The organism is Burkholderia sp. SRS-25 (genome assembly GCF_004343765.1).
GTDB classification, from domain to species: domain Bacteria; phylum Pseudomonadota; class Gammaproteobacteria; order Burkholderiales; family Burkholderiaceae; genus Burkholderia; species Burkholderia contaminans.
The window spans coordinates 112,951-128,337 of record NZ_PTXM01000018.1 but is presented as its reverse complement, the minus strand read 5'-3'; the positions used below and the strand labels follow the sequence as shown (position 1 = coordinate 128,337).

Sequence of the window (15,387 nt, the reverse complement as noted above, 5' to 3'; positions counted from 1 at the left end):
GCCGGATTCCGCGTCGCCCGCGGCCCGGCTGGGCCCATTGCGGCGCTCGTTTCGCTGCCTGTCCGCCCGCTCGCGACGGCCGCGAACCGAACGCGTCCGCACGAGTCCAACCGGCGCGTTTCGCGTCGCCCGACGATGTCGGGCGAGTGCCCGAAACGCCCGCCGCCTTGCCGTTCAACCCTGCGCGTTTCGCACCGCACTTTCTGCCATCAGCCTGAATCGATCATGCGTCTGTCTCCCCAAGGCCTCAAGTCCCTCGCTTCCTCCATCGCCTTCGGCACCGCCGCGCGCAACGTCGCGCTCGGCGTGATGCTGCCCGTCGCGCTCGCATCGACGATCGTCGTCGCCGAGGCGAAGCCGGCCGCCAAGGCCAAGGCCGCGCATGCGGCGCCGGCCGCCACCGAGCAGTTCACCGGCGCGCCCGCGACCTACATGCCGGGCGCGGTGCCGCCGCCGGGCGTGAATGCGCGCTCGTGGGTGCTCGTTGATGCGACCAGCAACACGGTGCTCGCGTCGGGCAATGCCGATGAACGCGTCGAGCCCGCGTCGCTGACGAAGCTGATGACTGCCTACCTCGTGTTCGAAGCGCTCGACAAGAAGAAGATCTCGATGGAGCAGATCGTCACGCCGAGCGAAGCCGTGCGCCGCGTCGGCCGCGACGAGTCGCGCATGTTCATCGAGGCGAACAAGCCGGTGTCGGTGCACGACCTCGTGTACGGGATGATCATCCAGTCGGGCAACGACGCCGCGATCGCGCTGGCCGAACTCGTCGGCGGCAGCGAAGGGCAGTTCGTCACGCTGATGAACGACGAGGCGCAGCGCCTCGGCATGAAGGGCACGCACTTCGCCGACGTGAACGGCATGCCCGACCCGAACCACTACACGACGGCCGGCGACCTCGCGAAGCTGTCCGCGCACCTGATCCGCGATTTTCCGCAGTACTACGGCATCTTCTCGGAGAAGGAATTCAAGTACAACAACATCCGCCAGGGCAACCGCAACCGTCTGCTGTGGCTCGACCCGACGGTCGACGGCCTGAAGACGGGCCACACGCAGGCGGCCGGTTACTGCCTGATCGCGTCGGCGAAGCGCGCGATTCCGGGTGTGGACGGCCAGCGCCGTCTCGTGTCGGTGATGATGGGCGAGCAGAAGGAAAACGACCGCACGCAGGACAGCATGAAGATGCTGAACTACGGCTACAGCGCGTTCGATTCGGTGCGCCTGTTCAAGGGCGGCCAGGCAATGTCGACGCCGCGCGTCTACAAGGGCAAGGAAAACACCGTGCAGGTCGGCGTGAAGGGCGACCAGTGGGCGACCGTGCCGCGCGGCCTCGGCGACAAGATCAAGACGGAAGTCGACGTCAACGCGCCGCTGATCGCGCCGCTCGCGGAAGGCCAGCAGGTCGGCACCGTGAAGATCGTCGCCGACGGCAAGACGCTGTCGGAGTTCCCGGTCGTCGCGCTGCAGGCCGTGCCGGAAGCGGGTATCTTCGGGCGTATCTGGGACTCGATCCTGCTGATGTTCAGCAAGAAGAAGTAAGCACGACGGGCCTTTGTTTTCACGACTTCATCCCCATCTGTCATAGCTATGAGCCAAGCCGAATTCGAACCGATCGTCTACCTCAGCGTATCGTCGCAGGAGGAAATGGTGCCGCTGTCGGAAGCCCGTGTACCGGTGCTCGACCGCGGGTTCATCTTCGGCGATGGCGTGTATGAAGTTGTCCCCGTTTATGCGCACGACGGCGCGCACGTGCCGTTCCGGATCGAGCAGCATCTGGCGCGGCTCGAGCGCAGCCTGAAGAAGATCGGCATCGCGAACCCGCATGACGACGCGGGCTGGCGTGCGCTGATCGAGCGCGTCGTCGCGGCGAATGCCGAAGGGCTCGGAGCAGCCAACGCGCTCGTCTACCTGCAGGTGACGCGCGGCGTCGCGAAGCGCGGCCACGCGTTCCCGGCGAACGCGGTGCCGACGGTGTTCATGATGACGAGCCCGCTGCGCCTGCCATCGGAAGAAGAACGCGCGAAGGGTGTGCGCTGCGTGACGGCCGAGGATCGTCGCTGGCTGCATTGCGACATCAAGTCGATCTCGCTGCTCGGCAACGTGCTGATGGCGCAGCATGCGGCCGAACGCGATGCGTTCGAGACGCTGCAGCTGCGCGACGGCAACCTGACGGAAGGCTCGTCGTCGAACGTGTGGATCGTGAAGAACGGCGAGCTGCTCGCGCCGCCGCGCAGCAACAAGATCCTCGAGGGGATCCGCTACGCGCTGATCGAGGAACTGGCGGACGAATGCAAGATCCCGTTCGTCGCACGCGAGATCAGCGAAGTGGAGTTGCGCGCGGCCGACGAAATCATGATCACGTCGGCCACGAAGGAAGTGCTGCCCGTCACGTCGCTCGACGATCTGCCCGTGCATGGCGGCAAGCCGGGCCCCGTATTCGCGGCGTTGTATGACGCGTACCAGCGCGCGAAAGCGCGCGAGTTTGAACAGTTTGACCTAACCCGGAGCAAATGATGAGCGAACCCACCAAAACCATCGAGGTGACCGGCGCGATCGATACCCGGAAGGAGTCGCTGCTGGAGTTCCCGTGCGATTTCCCGATCAAGATCATGGGCAAGGCGCACCCGGAGTTCAAGGACACGATCTTCAAGGTCGTGGCCGTTCACGACAACGAGATCGATGTCGAGAAGATCGAGGAGCGTGCGTCGAGCGGCGGCAATTACACGGGCCTCACGATCACCGTGCGGGCGACGAGCCAGGAACAGCTCGACAACATTTACCGCGCACTGACCGGCCATCCGATGGTCAAGGTCGTACTCTAGGGCCTGTTATTAGCGGGAACAGGCCCTACGCCCTCCATCCTCCTTCCTGCGCGCACTCGGCCGGGGTCTTCCCCGCCGCGCGCCGCGCGTCCAGTTCGTCGCACAGCCGCTTGTATTCGGCGACTTCCTGAAGCAGCCAGGTCCTGAACGCCTGCACGCGCGGCGTGTTCAGGAGCGGCGGCGGACACACGAAAAAATAGTGCCACGGGCTCGGCCCGTCGATGTCGAACAGGCGCACGATGCGCCCGTCGAGCAGGTCGTGCACCGCGAGCGAGCGGCGCACCAGCGCGATGCCCTGGCCGTCGATCGCGGCCAGCAGCAGGTTCGACGAGTCCTGGTACAGAATCCCCCGTTTCGGCTCGGTCAGCGTCTTGAGCCCGGCCGCGTCGAACCACGGCCGCCACAGTTCGTCGTCCGAGCGCAGCAGAGGGTAGTGCACGAGATCGGCGGGCGTCTGCGGCAGCTTGCCGCCGTTCAGCGTCGGCGCGCACGCCGGAAAGAACACCTCGTCGAACAACGGCTCGACGTGCAGCCCCGGATAGTTGCCCTGACCGAACCGGATCGCGAGATCGACGTCGTCGCGCGCGAAATCGGTGAGCGAGTTGGTGGACTGCAGCTCGACGTCGATTTCCGGATGCCGCTCGATGAACGTGCCGATGCGCGGCGTGATGAAGCGCGCGGCGAACGACGACAGCATCGACACCACGAGCCGCCGGTCGCGGTCGCTCGCGCGCACGTCTCGGGTCGCGTCGGCGATCACCATCAGCGCGGTGCGGATCTGCTGCGCGTAGCGCATGCCGGCGTCGGTCAGGCATAGCCGCTTGCCGTTGCGCGTGAACAGCTGCACGCCGAGCTCCTCCTCGAGTGCGCGAACCTGATGGCTGACCGCGCCGTGCGTGACGAACAGCTCGTCGGCGGCGCGCGAGAAATTCTCGTGACGGGCGGCGGCTTCGAACGCGCGAATCGCGTTCAGCGCAGGTAGCTGGCGGAGGTCCATTTGCTAATTTTCCTCACATCGACGTGAAAATTGGTCGTTTTGTCTGACGCCTTGAAGTGACTACGATTGTAGCCATCGGAGCACTTATTGGCGGAGTCGATCATGCAAGAAATTTCTTCAAGCATCACGTTCGAAATCCCCGCGGGCGAAACCGTGCCGATGAAGGTACAACGCAGCACGCGGCTGATCGTCCAGAACGGGCCGGTGTGGGCGACGCGCAGCAACGACGTCAACGACTACTTCCTGGTCGACGGCGAAACGCTGAAGCTGCGCCGCGGCGAGCGGCTGTGGCTCAGCGCGGAAGGCCGGGAGGGCACGTGCGTGTCGTTCTCGGTGTCGCGGCCGCCCCGGGAAGTCGCGCTCGGCGGGCTGGCACGGCTGCGCGAACGCCTGACCGCGTTGCTTCACGACGGCTGGCGCACCGTCTGACCATCATTTCCTCCGACGGATACCGGCGATCCGTCCCTCTCCCGAGGCCGGCGAGACCCACGGGTTTTCGGTAAACTACCGCCCATGTCCGTTTCGCCGGTTTCCATCGTGTCCACGCCTGTTGCCGTTTCCGCATCGCCCGCCGGGTCCCCGGATCAGCCGGCCACGCCGGTCACCGTGCGGTGGCGGGGCGTCGAGACCTACGAGGCGAGCTTCGACGCGATGCGCGCGTTCACCGACACGCGCACGGCCGATACTGGCGACGAGATCTGGCTGGTCGAGCATCCGCCCGTCTACACGCTCGGCCAGGCCGGCGACCCGGCCCACCTGCTGGTGGCCGACAGCGGCGTGCCGCTCGTGAAGGTCGACCGCGGCGGACAAATCACTTACCACGGCCCCGGCCAGATCGTCGCGTACCTGCTGCTGGACCTGCGCCGGCGCAAGCTGATGGTGCGCACGCTGGTGACGAAGATCGAGGAGGCCGTGATCGAAACCCTCGCGGCGTATAATCTCGCTTCGGTCCGCAAGGCGGGCGCGCCCGGGATCTACGTGGCGTCCGGCGTGCACGAGGGCGCGAAAATCGCGGCCCTCGGCCTGAAGATCCGCAACGGCTGCAGCTATCACGGGCTGAGCCTGAACGTGAAGATGGATCTGCGCCCGTTTCTTGCGATCAACCCGTGCGGCTATGCCGGACTGGAAACTGTCGACATGGCGAGCCTCGAGGTTGCCGCCGACTGGAACGACGTCGCCCACACGCTGGTGCGCCGTCTGATCGCCAACCTCGACGGCGCATCCGCGGCCGCCGACAAGCCGCAGGCACTGGAACAACATTCGAATGACTGACGTTACCGCTTCCCCCGCACCGGCCGATTCGGCCGCGACTCCTGCCTACGATCCGACCGCCAAGCAGAAGGCGCAGGCGAAGACGGCGCGCATCCCGATCAAGGTCATTCCGATCGAGAAGCTGAAGAAGCCCGAGTGGATCCGCGTGAAGGCGGCCACCGGCAGTTCGCGCTTCAACGAGATCAAGACGATCCTGCGCGAGCACAACCTGCATACGGTGTGCGAGGAAGCGAGCTGCCCGAACATCGGCGAATGCTTCGGCAAGGGCACCGCGACGTTCATGATCATGGGCGACAAGTGCACGCGCCGCTGCCCGTTCTGCGACGTCGGCCACGGCCGCCCCGATCCGCTCGATCCGGACGAGCCGAAGAACCTCGCGCGCACGATCGGCGCGCTGAAGCTCAAGTACGTGGTGATCACGAGCGTCGACCGCGACGACCTGCGCGACGGCGGCGCCGGCCACTTCGTCGAATGCATCCGCGAAGTGCGCGAACAGTCGCCGGAAACGCGCATCGAAATCCTGACGCCGGACTTCCGCGGCCGTCTCGACCGCGCGATCTCGATCCTGAACGCCGCACCGCCGGACGTGATGAACCACAACCTCGAAACGGTGCCGCGCCTGTACAAGGAAGCGCGCCCGGGTTCGGACTACGCGCACTCGCTGAAGCTGCTGAAGGACTTCAAGGCGCTGCATCCGGACGTCGCGACGAAGTCGGGCCTGATGGTCGGCCTCGGCGAAACCGAAGAGGAAATCCTGCAGGTGATGCGCGACCTGCGCGCGCACGACGTCGACATGCTGACGATCGGCCAGTACCTGCAGCCGTCCGAGCACCACCTGCCGGTGCGCGCGTACGTGCATCCGGATACCTTCAAGATGTACGAGGAAGAGGCGTACAAGATGGGCTTCACGCACGCGGCCGTCGGCGCGATGGTGCGGTCGAGCTATCACGCCGATCTGCAGGCGCACGGGGCCGGGGTGGTCTGAGCGTCCTTGCTTCGCCGTCTTCCGGCGAACCCGAAAAAAGCCCGCAGCGATGCGGGCTTTTTCGTTGATGCGGACGCCATTCCTGCGTTCGCACGGCAATCGCCACCCGACCGGACGCGCAATCCGGTCGAGCATGGAAAGCAAAGCTGAAACGGCATCGATAGCTTCGCAGGATAAGTTCGCTCCCGCCGCGCGCAAAGCTCCTATAGTCGGCTCTCCCGCAGCAATGCCCGCATTCCGAAGGAGAGCCGCATGTCCCGTTTCAGCTTCATCCGCCGCGCCGTCGTCGCGCTGACCGCCTTTGCCGCGCTCGGCGCGGCGCACGCCGAGACGCGCGAAGTCGTGATCGCGTACCAGGACATGGTGGTGCCGTGGCGCTATGCGCAGGCGAGCGGTGAAGTCGAAAAGGCGACCGGCTACAAGGTCACGTTCCGCAAGCTCGACAGCGGCGCCGACGTGATCCGCGCGCTCGCGTCGGGCTCCGTGCAGCTCGGCGAAGCCGGCTCGAGCCCGATCGCGGCCGGGCTGTCGCAGGGGCTCGACATCTCGCTGTTCTGGGTGCTCGACAACATCAACGACGCCGAGGCGCTCGTCGCGCGCAACGGCTCGGGCGTCACCAACATCGCATCGCTGAAGGGCAAGAAGATCGGCGTGCCGTTCGTGTCGACGTCGCATTTCCACACGCTCGTCGCGCTGCAGGCCGCGGGCGTCAATCCGAACGACGTGAAGATCGTCAACCTGCGTCCGCCCGAAGTCGCGGCGGCGTGGGCACGCGGCGACATCGACGCGACCTACATCTGGGATCCGGTGCTCGCGAAGGTCAAGCAATCGGGCACCGTGCTGACGACGTCGGGCCAGGTTGCGAAAGAAAGTGGCAAGGCGACCTTCGACGGCTTCGTCGTGAGCCGCAAGTTCGCGCGCGAGAACCCCGAGTTCGTCACGCGCTTCGTGAAGGTGCTCGCGGCGGCCGATGCCGACTACCGCGCGCATGCGGCGGCGTGGAAGGTCGGCTCGCCGCAGGTCGCGGCGGTCGCGAAGGTATCGGGCGCGAACGCGCAGGATGTGCCGGCCAGCCTCGCGCTTTATGCGTTCCCGACGGCGGCCGAGCAGGCATCGCCGACGTGGCTCGGCGGTGGCGCGCAATCGGGCGCCGCGAAGTCGCTCGCGGCCACGGCCACGTTCCTCAAATCGCAAGGCACGATCCAGACGGTGCTCGCCGACTATTCGGCCGGCGTCGATCCGCAGTTCGTGCAGAAGGCCGCGCGCTGAGCGCGGCCGTTCAGCCCACTCGTCGCGGAGCCCGTCGATCATGAGCACGCTGGAAGTCCGTCAGGTATCGGTCGCCTATCCGGGCGAGCGCGGCAGGCCGACGACGCAGGCGCTCGCGCGCGTCGACCTGCGCATCGAGTCCGGTGAATTCGTCGTCGCGCTCGGCGCGTCCGGGTGCGGAAAGACGACGCTCTTGAACTGCATGGCCGGCTTCGTCGCGCCGACGACCGGCGACGTGCGCGTCGATGGCGTACCGGTCACGGGCCCCGGCGCCGATCGCGGCGTCGTGTTCCAGAAGTACGCGCTGCTGCCGTGGCTCGATGTACTCGACAACGTCGCGCTCGGGCTGCGCTTCGCACGGGTGTCGAAGGCCGAACGCGAAGCGCGGGCGCGGGAGATGCTCGCACTCGTCGGGCTCGACGGTCATGCGCATGCACGCGTGTACGAGCTGTCGGGCGGGATGCAGCAGCGTGTCGGCATTGCGCGTGCGCTCGCGAGCGACCCGCGCGTGCTGCTGATGGACGAGCCGATGGGCGCGCTCGATGCGATGACGCGCGGCACGATGCAGGCGCTCGTGCTCGACGTGTGGGCGCGCACCGGCAAGACGGTGTTCTTCATCACGCACGATGTCGAGGAGGCATTGTTCCTCGCGACGCGTCTCGTCGTGATGACGCCCGGCCCCGGCCGGATCGCGGAAACCTTCGAACTGCCGTTCGCGCGCCGCTACGTCGAATCGCGCGATGCGCGTGCCGTGAAGTCTTCACCGGATTTCATCGCGTGGCGCGAGCGGCTGATCGCGTATCTGCATCGCGACGAGGCAGGCGAGGCAGCCGAGGTGGCCGCGTGATGCACGAACTCGCGCGACAGGGCGCGTCGGTCGGACGCGGTCGGATCAGCACTTTGCACAGGCAGGACAGCATGAGCACGCAGGATTCGTGGACGGCCGGCGGGACGGCCGCAGGTGTCGAGCAGGGCGATCGTACGCGCACTCGGGCGGCCGCGCGTCGTGCGCCGTCGTCGCGCCGCTACCGGTTGCCGGGGGAGGGGAAGACGGCGGCCTTGAGCACGGCGACGGTCGCCGCGCTGGCCGTGCTGTGGTGGGTCGCCACGCATCGCCAGTGGCTGCCGCCGCTGTTCTTGCCCGCGCCGGAAGCCGTGTGGGCGGCATTCGTCGACGCATGGCATGGCCGCATCCAGGGCGGCCTGCCGTTGTCCGAGCACTTGCTGTGGAGCGCGGCGCGCGTATTCGGCGCATTCCTGCTCGCGACCGCGATCGGCGTGCCGGCCGGCATCCTGATGGGCGTGAGCCGCGTCGCGCGCGGCGTGCTCGATCCGCTGCTCGAGTTCTACCGGCCGCTGCCGCCGCTCGCGTACCTGCCGCTCGTCGTGATCTGGTTCGGCATCGATGAAACGGCGAAGCTCGTCGTGATCTTCCTCGCGTGCTTCGCGCCGATCGCGATGGCCGCGCGCGCCGGCGTGCGCGCCGCGACGGTCGAACAGATCAACGCCGCGTATTCGCTCGGCGGCAGCTTCGCGCAGATCGTGCGCCACGTCGTGCTGCCGGCCGCGTTGCCGGAAATCCTCACCGGGCTGCGGATCGCGATCGGCTTCGGCTGGACGACGCTCGTCGCGGCCGAGATGGTCGCCGCGACGGCCGGGCTCGGGCAGATGGTGCTCAACGCATCGAGCTTCCTGCGCACCGATATCGTCGTGATGGGCATCCTGATCATCGGCGCGATCGCGTGGCTGTTCGATCTCGCGATGCGCTGGGTCGAGCGGCGGATCGTGCCGTGGAAGGGGCGGGGATAAGCGCGGGTATCGCCCGGGCGTCGTGGCGATGGACAGGACGGGCGACCGGGGAGGGAATCCGGTTCGACCCGTTGCGCACGGTCATTGCGATGCGGCGCGCAGCGGGGCCGTCACGGGCGCGACCGGGTCATGCCGTCATGCCGCGACGATAGAGGCTCAGTGCCACCGCCAGTCCGGCCAGCATGCCGGCGCAGCCGCGATTGAGCCATTTCAGCGCGCGTCCGGACATCGCTTTCATCACGTGATAGCCGCTCGCTGCGTAGATCGCCATCAACAGGACGTCGATCGTCGCAGTGAGGATGGCCAGCGTAGCGTACTGGGCTGCGACGTTCGCTTCGGGCTGGATGAATTGAGGCAGGAAGGCCGAGAAAAACAGCAGCCCTTTCGGATTGGACAACGCGACCAGCAGCGAACGCTTGAATGCCGACCGGCCGTTCCGTGCACCGTCGGCTGGCACGACATCGGTCGACGGCAGCGTCGCGGGGGCGTGCCAGAGTGCCCATGCGAGGTACAGCAGATACACGGCGCCCGCCCACTTCAGCATCACGAACAGGTGCTCCGACGCTTGCATGATCGCGCCGAGGCCGCATCCGACCGCACCGATCAGGATCAGGTCCGACAGCGCGGCGCCGGCGATTCCGTAAGCCGCGATGCGCAGGCCGCGCGTGGTGCCGTTGTTCAGTGCCAGCAGCATCGTGGGGCCTGGCGTGACCGTCACGGCGGATACCGTGATGACGTACAGCAGGAGCGTCGTCGAGTTCATGTCGCGGCTTCTGAACGGGTAGCGGAAGCCGTCAGTTTAAACCTGGCCGGATGCGCGGCATGGGTTCACTCCGCGCCCGTTCGCCAGGCGGATGGCGCTGCCGGATCGCACACGCGAGTCGAGCGGCGCGCGGGGGGCGCCGCTCATCGCCGTCAATCCCCCATCGCAACCCCTTCCCGCCGCGGATCGGCCCCGCCGAACCACACCGTCTGCCCCTGCACGTTCAGCCGCTGGATCCCCTGCAGCCCCGAGTTCATCTCGACGACCTGCACGTCGTGCCCGCGGCCCTTCAGCCCGTCGGCGAGGGCTTCCGACACGCGGCCGCGTTCGAGCTGCGTCGGCCCGTTCATCGACCCGAAGTTCGGCAGCGCGATCGCCTGCTGCATCGTCATCCCCCAGTCGAGCACACCCACCAGCGTCTTCGCGACGTGATTGATGATCGCGGGGCCGCCGGCCGAGCCGGCGATCATCGTCACCTGCTTCGTCTTCTTGTCGAACACCAGCTCCGGCGACATCGCCGAGCGCGGCCGCTTGCCGGGCTGCACGCGGTTCGCGACCGGCCGGCCGTTGTCGTTCGACACGAACGAGAAATCGGTGAGCTGATTGTTCAGCATGAAGCCGCGCACCATCAGCCGCGAGCCGAATGCATCCTCGATGCTCGTCGTCATCGACAGCGCCTGGCCATAGCGGTCGACGATCGCGATGTCGGACGTCGACGGCAGCTCGGGGCTGCGGTCGTCGGCCATCGCGAGCGTCGCGCCCTGAGGCGTGCCGGCCTGCGCGACGCCCATGCTGTTGTCGCCGATCAGGTGTGCGCGCTGCGCGAGATAGGTCTTGTCGGTGAGGCTCGCCCAGCTGCCGCCCGGCAGCGGCACGAAATCGGGATCGGCGACATAGCGCGCGCGGTCCGCATACGCGAGGCGCCCGGCTTCGCTGAACAGGTGGGCGGCGAACGGAGTCGGCTCGTAGCCGACGTCGTTGCGCACCGGCTTCTGCGAGCCGATCTGCTGCCAGTCGGGCATTGCCTCGAGGATGCCGAGCATCTGCGCGATCGCGAGGCCGCCCGACGACGGCGGCGGCATCCCGCACACGACCGAGCGCCGGTAGTCGGTGCACAGCGGCGCGCGCACCTTCGCCTTGTAGCGCGCGAGATCCTGCAGCGACAGCAGGCCCGGGTTGGTCGGGTGCTTGCGTACCTTCGTGACGATGTCGCGCGCGATCGCGCCGCTGTAGAACGCGTTCGCGCCGCGGTCGGCGACCTGGCGCAGCACGGTCGCGAGCGCGGGGTTCTTGAGCACCGTGCCGGCGGCCTTCGGCGAGCCGTCCGCGTTGTAGAAGTACGCACGGGCGGCCGGGTCGTTCTTCAGGTACCGGTCGTTCGCGATCAGCATCGCAAGCCGCGGGCTGATCGTGAAGCCGTGCTCGGCGAGCCGGATCGCCGGCTGGAACAGCCGGCGCCACGGCAGCTTGCCGTGCGCGCGATGCGCGTCGTCGAGCATGCGCAGCACGCCCGGCGTGCCGACCGAGCGCCCGCCGACGACACCTTCGTAGAAGCCCATCGGCTGGCCGGTCGGCCCGTAGAAGAGGCGCTCGGTCGCGGCGGCCGGCGCGGTTTCGCGGCCGTCGTAGGCCTGCGTCGCCTTCCCGTCGAAGTACAGCATGAATGCGCCGCCGCCGATCCCCGACGATTGCGGCTCGACGAGCGCGAGCACCATCTGCGTGGCGATCGCCGCGTCGATCGCGGTGCCGCCGGCCTTCAGCATGTCGAAGCCGGCCTGCGTCGCGAGCGGGTTCGCGGCGGCGATCATGAAGTGCTGCGAGGTCCAGCCCGGCTTGTCGGTCCAGCCGGACGACAGCTCGGGCGCGTGGAAGCCGGGCAGCGGCACGGCGGCGCCCGAGGCGGCGGCGACGGGCACCACCGCGCTCGACGGCGGCGTGGACGGGGACGTGCAGCCGGCGTTGAACGCGACGAGCGCGACGGCGGCGAGCAGCGTCCAGGAGCGCGAATGCGGACGAATCCGGTCGAACATTGAACCCTCGGCAGCAGTGAATTCGAAGGAGGCGACGGTGCCGGCGCAACGCGGCTGCCCGCCCCGGCGCGCTATTGTCGCCGCGCGCCCGGCGGCTTGTCACCCGACAGGAAACCCTGACGCATCGCGCCGGGCCCGCCCCGGCCGGTCTTTCCGGCCTGTTCGAGGATGAACTCTATGAACGTCGACGTCGCACGCGTGTGGTGCCGGTTCGGCATGTAGAGCATGTACATGTGCGTGCCGAAGATGCTGAGCCGGTACGCGTCGAGCGACGTGACGACCGTGCCGCGCCGGATGTCGTCATGCATCACGTAGTCGGGCACGATGCCGACGCCGATCCCGCCGAGGATCGCCTGCCGCAGAAACAGGAAGTTCTCCGAAATCAGCGTGGGCTCGAGCAGCACCTCGTGGCGCTCGTCGCCGAGATACGCGGCGATCCTGAGCTGCCGGCCCATTACCGTCGCGGTGACGACGGGGGCGGCCGACAGCGCGCCGAGGCTCGCCGGCATCCCGTGCTCGGCTGCGAATGCGGCGGACGCGCACGCGACGTAGCGCACCGCGCCCATGTCGCGCGCGACGAGGTTCTGCGGCGGCTCCGGCATCACGCGCACCGCGATGTCGATCTCGTCGCGCATCAGGTCTTCCACGCGGTTCTCGAACACGACGTCGAGCACGATGCCCGGATGCAGCCGCTTGAACGCGAGCAGCCAGTCGGACATCACGATCTGCCCGTAGCCGCTCGGCACCGACAGCCGCACGCGGCCCTGCAGGTCCTGGCCGAGCGTCGTCACCGATTCCTGCGCGGCGAGCAGTTCGTTGCGGATGCGCCGGCCGTGCTCGTACAGCTTCAACCCGATCTCGGTCGGCTCGATGCGCCGCGTCGTGCGCCGCACGAGCTGCTGGCCGATCGACCGCTCGAGCTGGTTCAGCCGGTAGCTGACGTTTGCGCGGCTCATCTTGAGCCGCTGCGCGGCCTTGCTGAGATTGCCGGCGTCGAGGATCTCGACGAGCAGCGTCAGCGCGTTCAGGTCCATGCGTCGCGTCTCCTGATCCGTCCCGCTAATGAATCTCGATCGCGGCCGGAAGCATTCAGTGTCAAGTCAGACTTGACAGCTTGTAAAAGCGGAAGGGAATTGTCAATGAATCTCGATCAATCGAGAATCGGGTCATGCCCGGCGTACGGCCGGATCTTGTCCCGCTTCGTGCGGGACCGGGGCCGGTGCCCCGGCGCCGCTCGCGTGGCCGTGAGCCACGAACCGGCGTCGACGCATCGGTCGCCGCGTCAAGGAGACACGATGAACTCACCCGCTTCCCCCGCCAGCCCGGCCGGCACCGTCACGCGCGAACGGCGCGACAAGGTGCTCGTCATCACGATCGACCATCCGCCCGTCAATGCGCTGTCCGCCGACGTGCGGCGCGGCCTCGCCGATGCGATCGACGCCGCGCAGGCCGACGACGCGATCCGCGCGGTGCTGATCGTCGGCGCCGGCCGCAACTTCATCGCGGGCGCCGACATCCGCGAATTCGGCAAGCCGATCGTGCCGCCGTCGCTGCCCGACGTGTGCGAGCGGATCGAATCGGGCACGAAGCCGGTCGTGGTCGCGTTGCACGGCGCGACGCTCGGCGGCGGCCTCGAAGTCGCGCTCGCCGCGCATTACCGGCTCGCGGTGCCGGGCGCGAAGCTCGGGCTGCCCGAAGTGACGCTCGGCCTGCTGCCCGGCGCGGGCGGCACGCAGCGCGCGCCGCGCCTGATCGGTGCGAAGGCCGCGCTCGACCTGATGCTGACGGGCCGTCATGCGAGCGCCGAGGAAGCGCTCGCGCTCGGCCTCGTCGATCGCATCGCGCACAGCGACGACACGCTCGCCGAAGGGCTCGCCTATGCGCAGGAGCTCGTGTCGCTCGGCGCACCGGTGCGCCGCACGCGCGATGCGCGGGGCCTGGCCGACCGCGCGGCCGCGCAGGCTGCGATCGAGGCGGCGCGCGCGGAATTGCCGAAGAAGTCGCGTGGCCTGTTCTCGCCCGCGAAGATCGTCGACGCGGTCGAGGCCGCGCTCACACAGTCGTTCGACACGGGGATGAAGCTCGAGCGCAGCCTGTTCCTGCAATGCGTCGACAGCCCGCAGCGCGCGGGTCTCGTGCATGCGTTCTTCGCGGAGCGCGAAGCGGCGAAGGCGCCCGAGGCGCGGCGCGCGAGCGCGCGGCCGGTCGAGCGGATCGGCGTGGTCGGCGGCGGCACGATGGGCGCGGGCATCGCGGTCGCGGCGCTCGATGCCGGGCTGCCGGTGACGATGATCGAACGCGACGAAGCATCGCTCGCCCGTGGCCGAGCGCACGTCGAGAAGGTATATGACGGCCTCGTCGCGAAAGGGCGGATGACACCGGCCGCGCACGCGGCGCGGCTCGCGCGCTTCAAGGGCAGCACGTCGTACGACGCGCTTGCGCAGGCCGACGTCGTGATCGAGGCCGTGTTCGAGGACATGGCGGTGAAGAAGGGCGTGTTCGCCGAACTCGCGCGCGTGTGCAAGCCGGGCGCGGTGCTCGCGACCAACACGTCGTATCTCGACATCGACGAACTGGCCGCGAGCATCGACCGGCCGGCCGACGTGATCGGCCTGCATTTCTTCTCGCCCGCCAACGTGATGAAGCTGCTCGAGATCGTCGTGCCGAAGCGTGTGAGCCCGGACGTCGTCGCGACCGCGTTCGCGCTGGCCAGGCAACTGAAGAAGACGCCGGTGCGCGCCGGCGTATGCGACGGCTTCATCGGCAACCGGATCCTCGCGGTCTATCGCACGGCGGCCGACTACCTGATGGAAGACGGCGCGTCGCCGTACCAGATCGACCGCGCGGTGCGCGAATTCGGCTTCCCGATGGGGCCGTTCCAGGTCGTCGACCTCGCGGGCGGCGACATCGGCTGGGCGACCCGCAAGCGCCGCGCGGCGACGCGCGACCCGCGCTCGCGCTACGTGGAGATTTCCGACCGGCTGTGCGAGCGCAGCTGGTTCGGCCAGAAGACGGCGCGCGGCTACTACCTGTATCCGGACGGCGCGCGCGTCGGCGCGCCGGACCCGGAAGTCGAGACGATCGTCGCCGAAGAACGCGCGAAGAAGGGCATCACGCCGCGCACGTTCACCGACGACGAGATCCTGCGCCGCTACCTCGCCGCGATGATCAACGAAGGCGCGAACGTCGTGCACGAGAAGATCGCGCTGCGCCCGCTCGATGTCGATGCGGTGTTCCTGTACGGCTACGGTTTCCCGCGCTATCGCGGCGGCCCGATGCATTACGCGGACACGGTCGGCCTCGCGAATGTGCTCGCCGATATCCGCGCGTTCGCGAAGGAAGATCCGCTGTTCTGGAAGCCGTCGCCGCTGCTCGTCGATCTCGTCGCGCGCGGCGCGGATTTCGCGAGCCTGAACCGCATCGACTGAACGCCCACCGCA

At 68.0% G+C, this 15,387-nt stretch carries 14 protein-coding genes; 10 read left to right on the top strand and 4 right to left on the bottom strand.

All coding sequences use genetic code 11. The annotated features are described in order from the left end of the window. Positions 1-225: 225 nt before the first annotated feature. From C5O79_RS24935 to C5O79_RS24925, 3 genes are read left to right on the top strand one after another with little or no spacing between them, the layout of a single operon-like run. Entirely contained in the window at positions 226-1,539 is a 1,314-nt protein-coding gene (locus C5O79_RS24935; RefSeq protein ID WP_046544331.1) for a D-alanyl-D-alanine carboxypeptidase family protein, read from the top strand. 48 nt (positions 1,540-1,587) lie between these two features. Beyond that, positions 1,588-2,514 carry a D-amino acid aminotransferase gene (locus C5O79_RS24930; RefSeq protein WP_046544332.1) on the top strand — a complete coding sequence of 309 codons (927 nt, stop codon included), beginning with the start codon at positions 1,588-1,590 and terminating at the stop codon, positions 2,512-2,514. Next, positions 2,514-2,822 carry a YbeD family protein gene (locus tag C5O79_RS24925; RefSeq protein ID WP_011353335.1) on the top strand — a complete coding sequence of 103 codons (309 nt, stop codon included), beginning with the start codon at positions 2,514-2,516 and terminating at the stop codon, positions 2,820-2,822. The genes C5O79_RS24930 and C5O79_RS24925 overlap by 1 nt, the downstream gene beginning before the upstream one ends. Before the next feature lie 25 nt (positions 2,823-2,847). Here C5O79_RS24925 and C5O79_RS24920 read toward each other — a convergent pair whose 3' ends face one another. Next, on the bottom strand, positions 2,848-3,819 hold the full coding sequence (locus C5O79_RS24920; RefSeq protein ID WP_046544333.1) for a transcriptional regulator GcvA: 972 nt from the start codon (positions 3,817-3,819) through the stop codon (positions 2,848-2,850). A 102-nt stretch (positions 3,820-3,921) separates the two neighbouring features. Here C5O79_RS24920 and C5O79_RS24915 point away from each other — a divergent pair, with 102 nt between their 5' ends. The 6 genes from C5O79_RS24915 to C5O79_RS24890 all read left to right on the top strand — a co-directional run bounded on the left by C5O79_RS24915 (position 3,922) and on the right by C5O79_RS24890 (position 9,154). Then, the gene (locus C5O79_RS24915; protein ID WP_122474588.1) at positions 3,922-4,248 is read left to right on the top strand and encodes a DUF2917 domain-containing protein; all 327 of its coding nucleotides are present in this window, start codon (positions 3,922-3,924) and stop codon (positions 4,246-4,248) included. A gap of 84 nt (positions 4,249-4,332) precedes the next feature. After that, entirely contained in the window at positions 4,333-5,091 is a 759-nt protein-coding gene (gene lipB / locus C5O79_RS24910) for a lipoyl(octanoyl) transferase LipB (protein ID WP_046544334.1), read from the top strand. Beyond that, positions 5,084-6,076: a lipoyl synthase gene (gene lipA, locus C5O79_RS24905; protein ID WP_039346279.1), complete on the top strand. Its 993-nt coding sequence runs from the start codon at positions 5,084-5,086 to the stop codon at positions 6,074-6,076. The genes lipB and lipA overlap by 8 nt, the downstream gene beginning before the upstream one ends. Before the next feature lie 252 nt (positions 6,077-6,328). After that, the gene (tauA, locus tag C5O79_RS24900) at positions 6,329-7,345 is read left to right on the top strand and encodes a taurine ABC transporter substrate-binding protein (protein ID WP_039346278.1); all 1,017 of its coding nucleotides are present in this window, start codon (positions 6,329-6,331) and stop codon (positions 7,343-7,345) included. Between the two features lie 40 nt (positions 7,346-7,385). Next, positions 7,386-8,192, top strand: a complete 807-nt coding sequence (locus tag C5O79_RS24895) for an ABC transporter ATP-binding protein (protein ID WP_047852265.1) — start codon at positions 7,386-7,388, stop codon at positions 8,190-8,192. Continuing rightward, a complete protein-coding gene (locus C5O79_RS24890; RefSeq protein WP_047852264.1) occupies positions 8,192-9,154 on the top strand; it encodes an ABC transporter permease subunit in 963 nt (320 codons plus the stop codon). Before C5O79_RS24895 ends, C5O79_RS24890 begins: the two co-directional genes overlap by 1 nt. Before the next feature lie 127 nt (positions 9,155-9,281). Here C5O79_RS24890 and C5O79_RS24885 read toward each other — a convergent pair whose 3' ends face one another. The 3 genes from C5O79_RS24885 to C5O79_RS24875 form a co-directional block, all read right to left on the bottom strand. Continuing rightward, the gene (locus C5O79_RS24885; protein ID WP_047852263.1) at positions 9,282-9,917 is read right to left on the bottom strand and encodes a LysE family translocator; all 636 of its coding nucleotides are present in this window, start codon (positions 9,915-9,917) and stop codon (positions 9,282-9,284) included. A 152-nt stretch (positions 9,918-10,069) separates the two neighbouring features. After that, entirely contained in the window at positions 10,070-11,947 is a 1,878-nt protein-coding gene (gene ggt / locus C5O79_RS24880; RefSeq protein ID WP_047852262.1) for a gamma-glutamyltransferase, read from the bottom strand. Between the two features lie 71 nt (positions 11,948-12,018). After that, positions 12,019-12,981, bottom strand: a complete 963-nt coding sequence (locus tag C5O79_RS24875; protein WP_131931817.1) for a LysR family transcriptional regulator — start codon at positions 12,979-12,981, stop codon at positions 12,019-12,021. A gap of 261 nt (positions 12,982-13,242) precedes the next feature. On the opposite strand from C5O79_RS24875, the gene C5O79_RS24870 reads away from it, so the two are divergent. After that, positions 13,243-15,375 carry a 3-hydroxyacyl-CoA dehydrogenase NAD-binding domain-containing protein gene (locus tag C5O79_RS24870; RefSeq protein WP_122474587.1) on the top strand — a complete coding sequence of 711 codons (2,133 nt, stop codon included), beginning with the start codon at positions 13,243-13,245 and terminating at the stop codon, positions 15,373-15,375. Positions 15,376-15,387 lie beyond the last annotated feature (12 nt).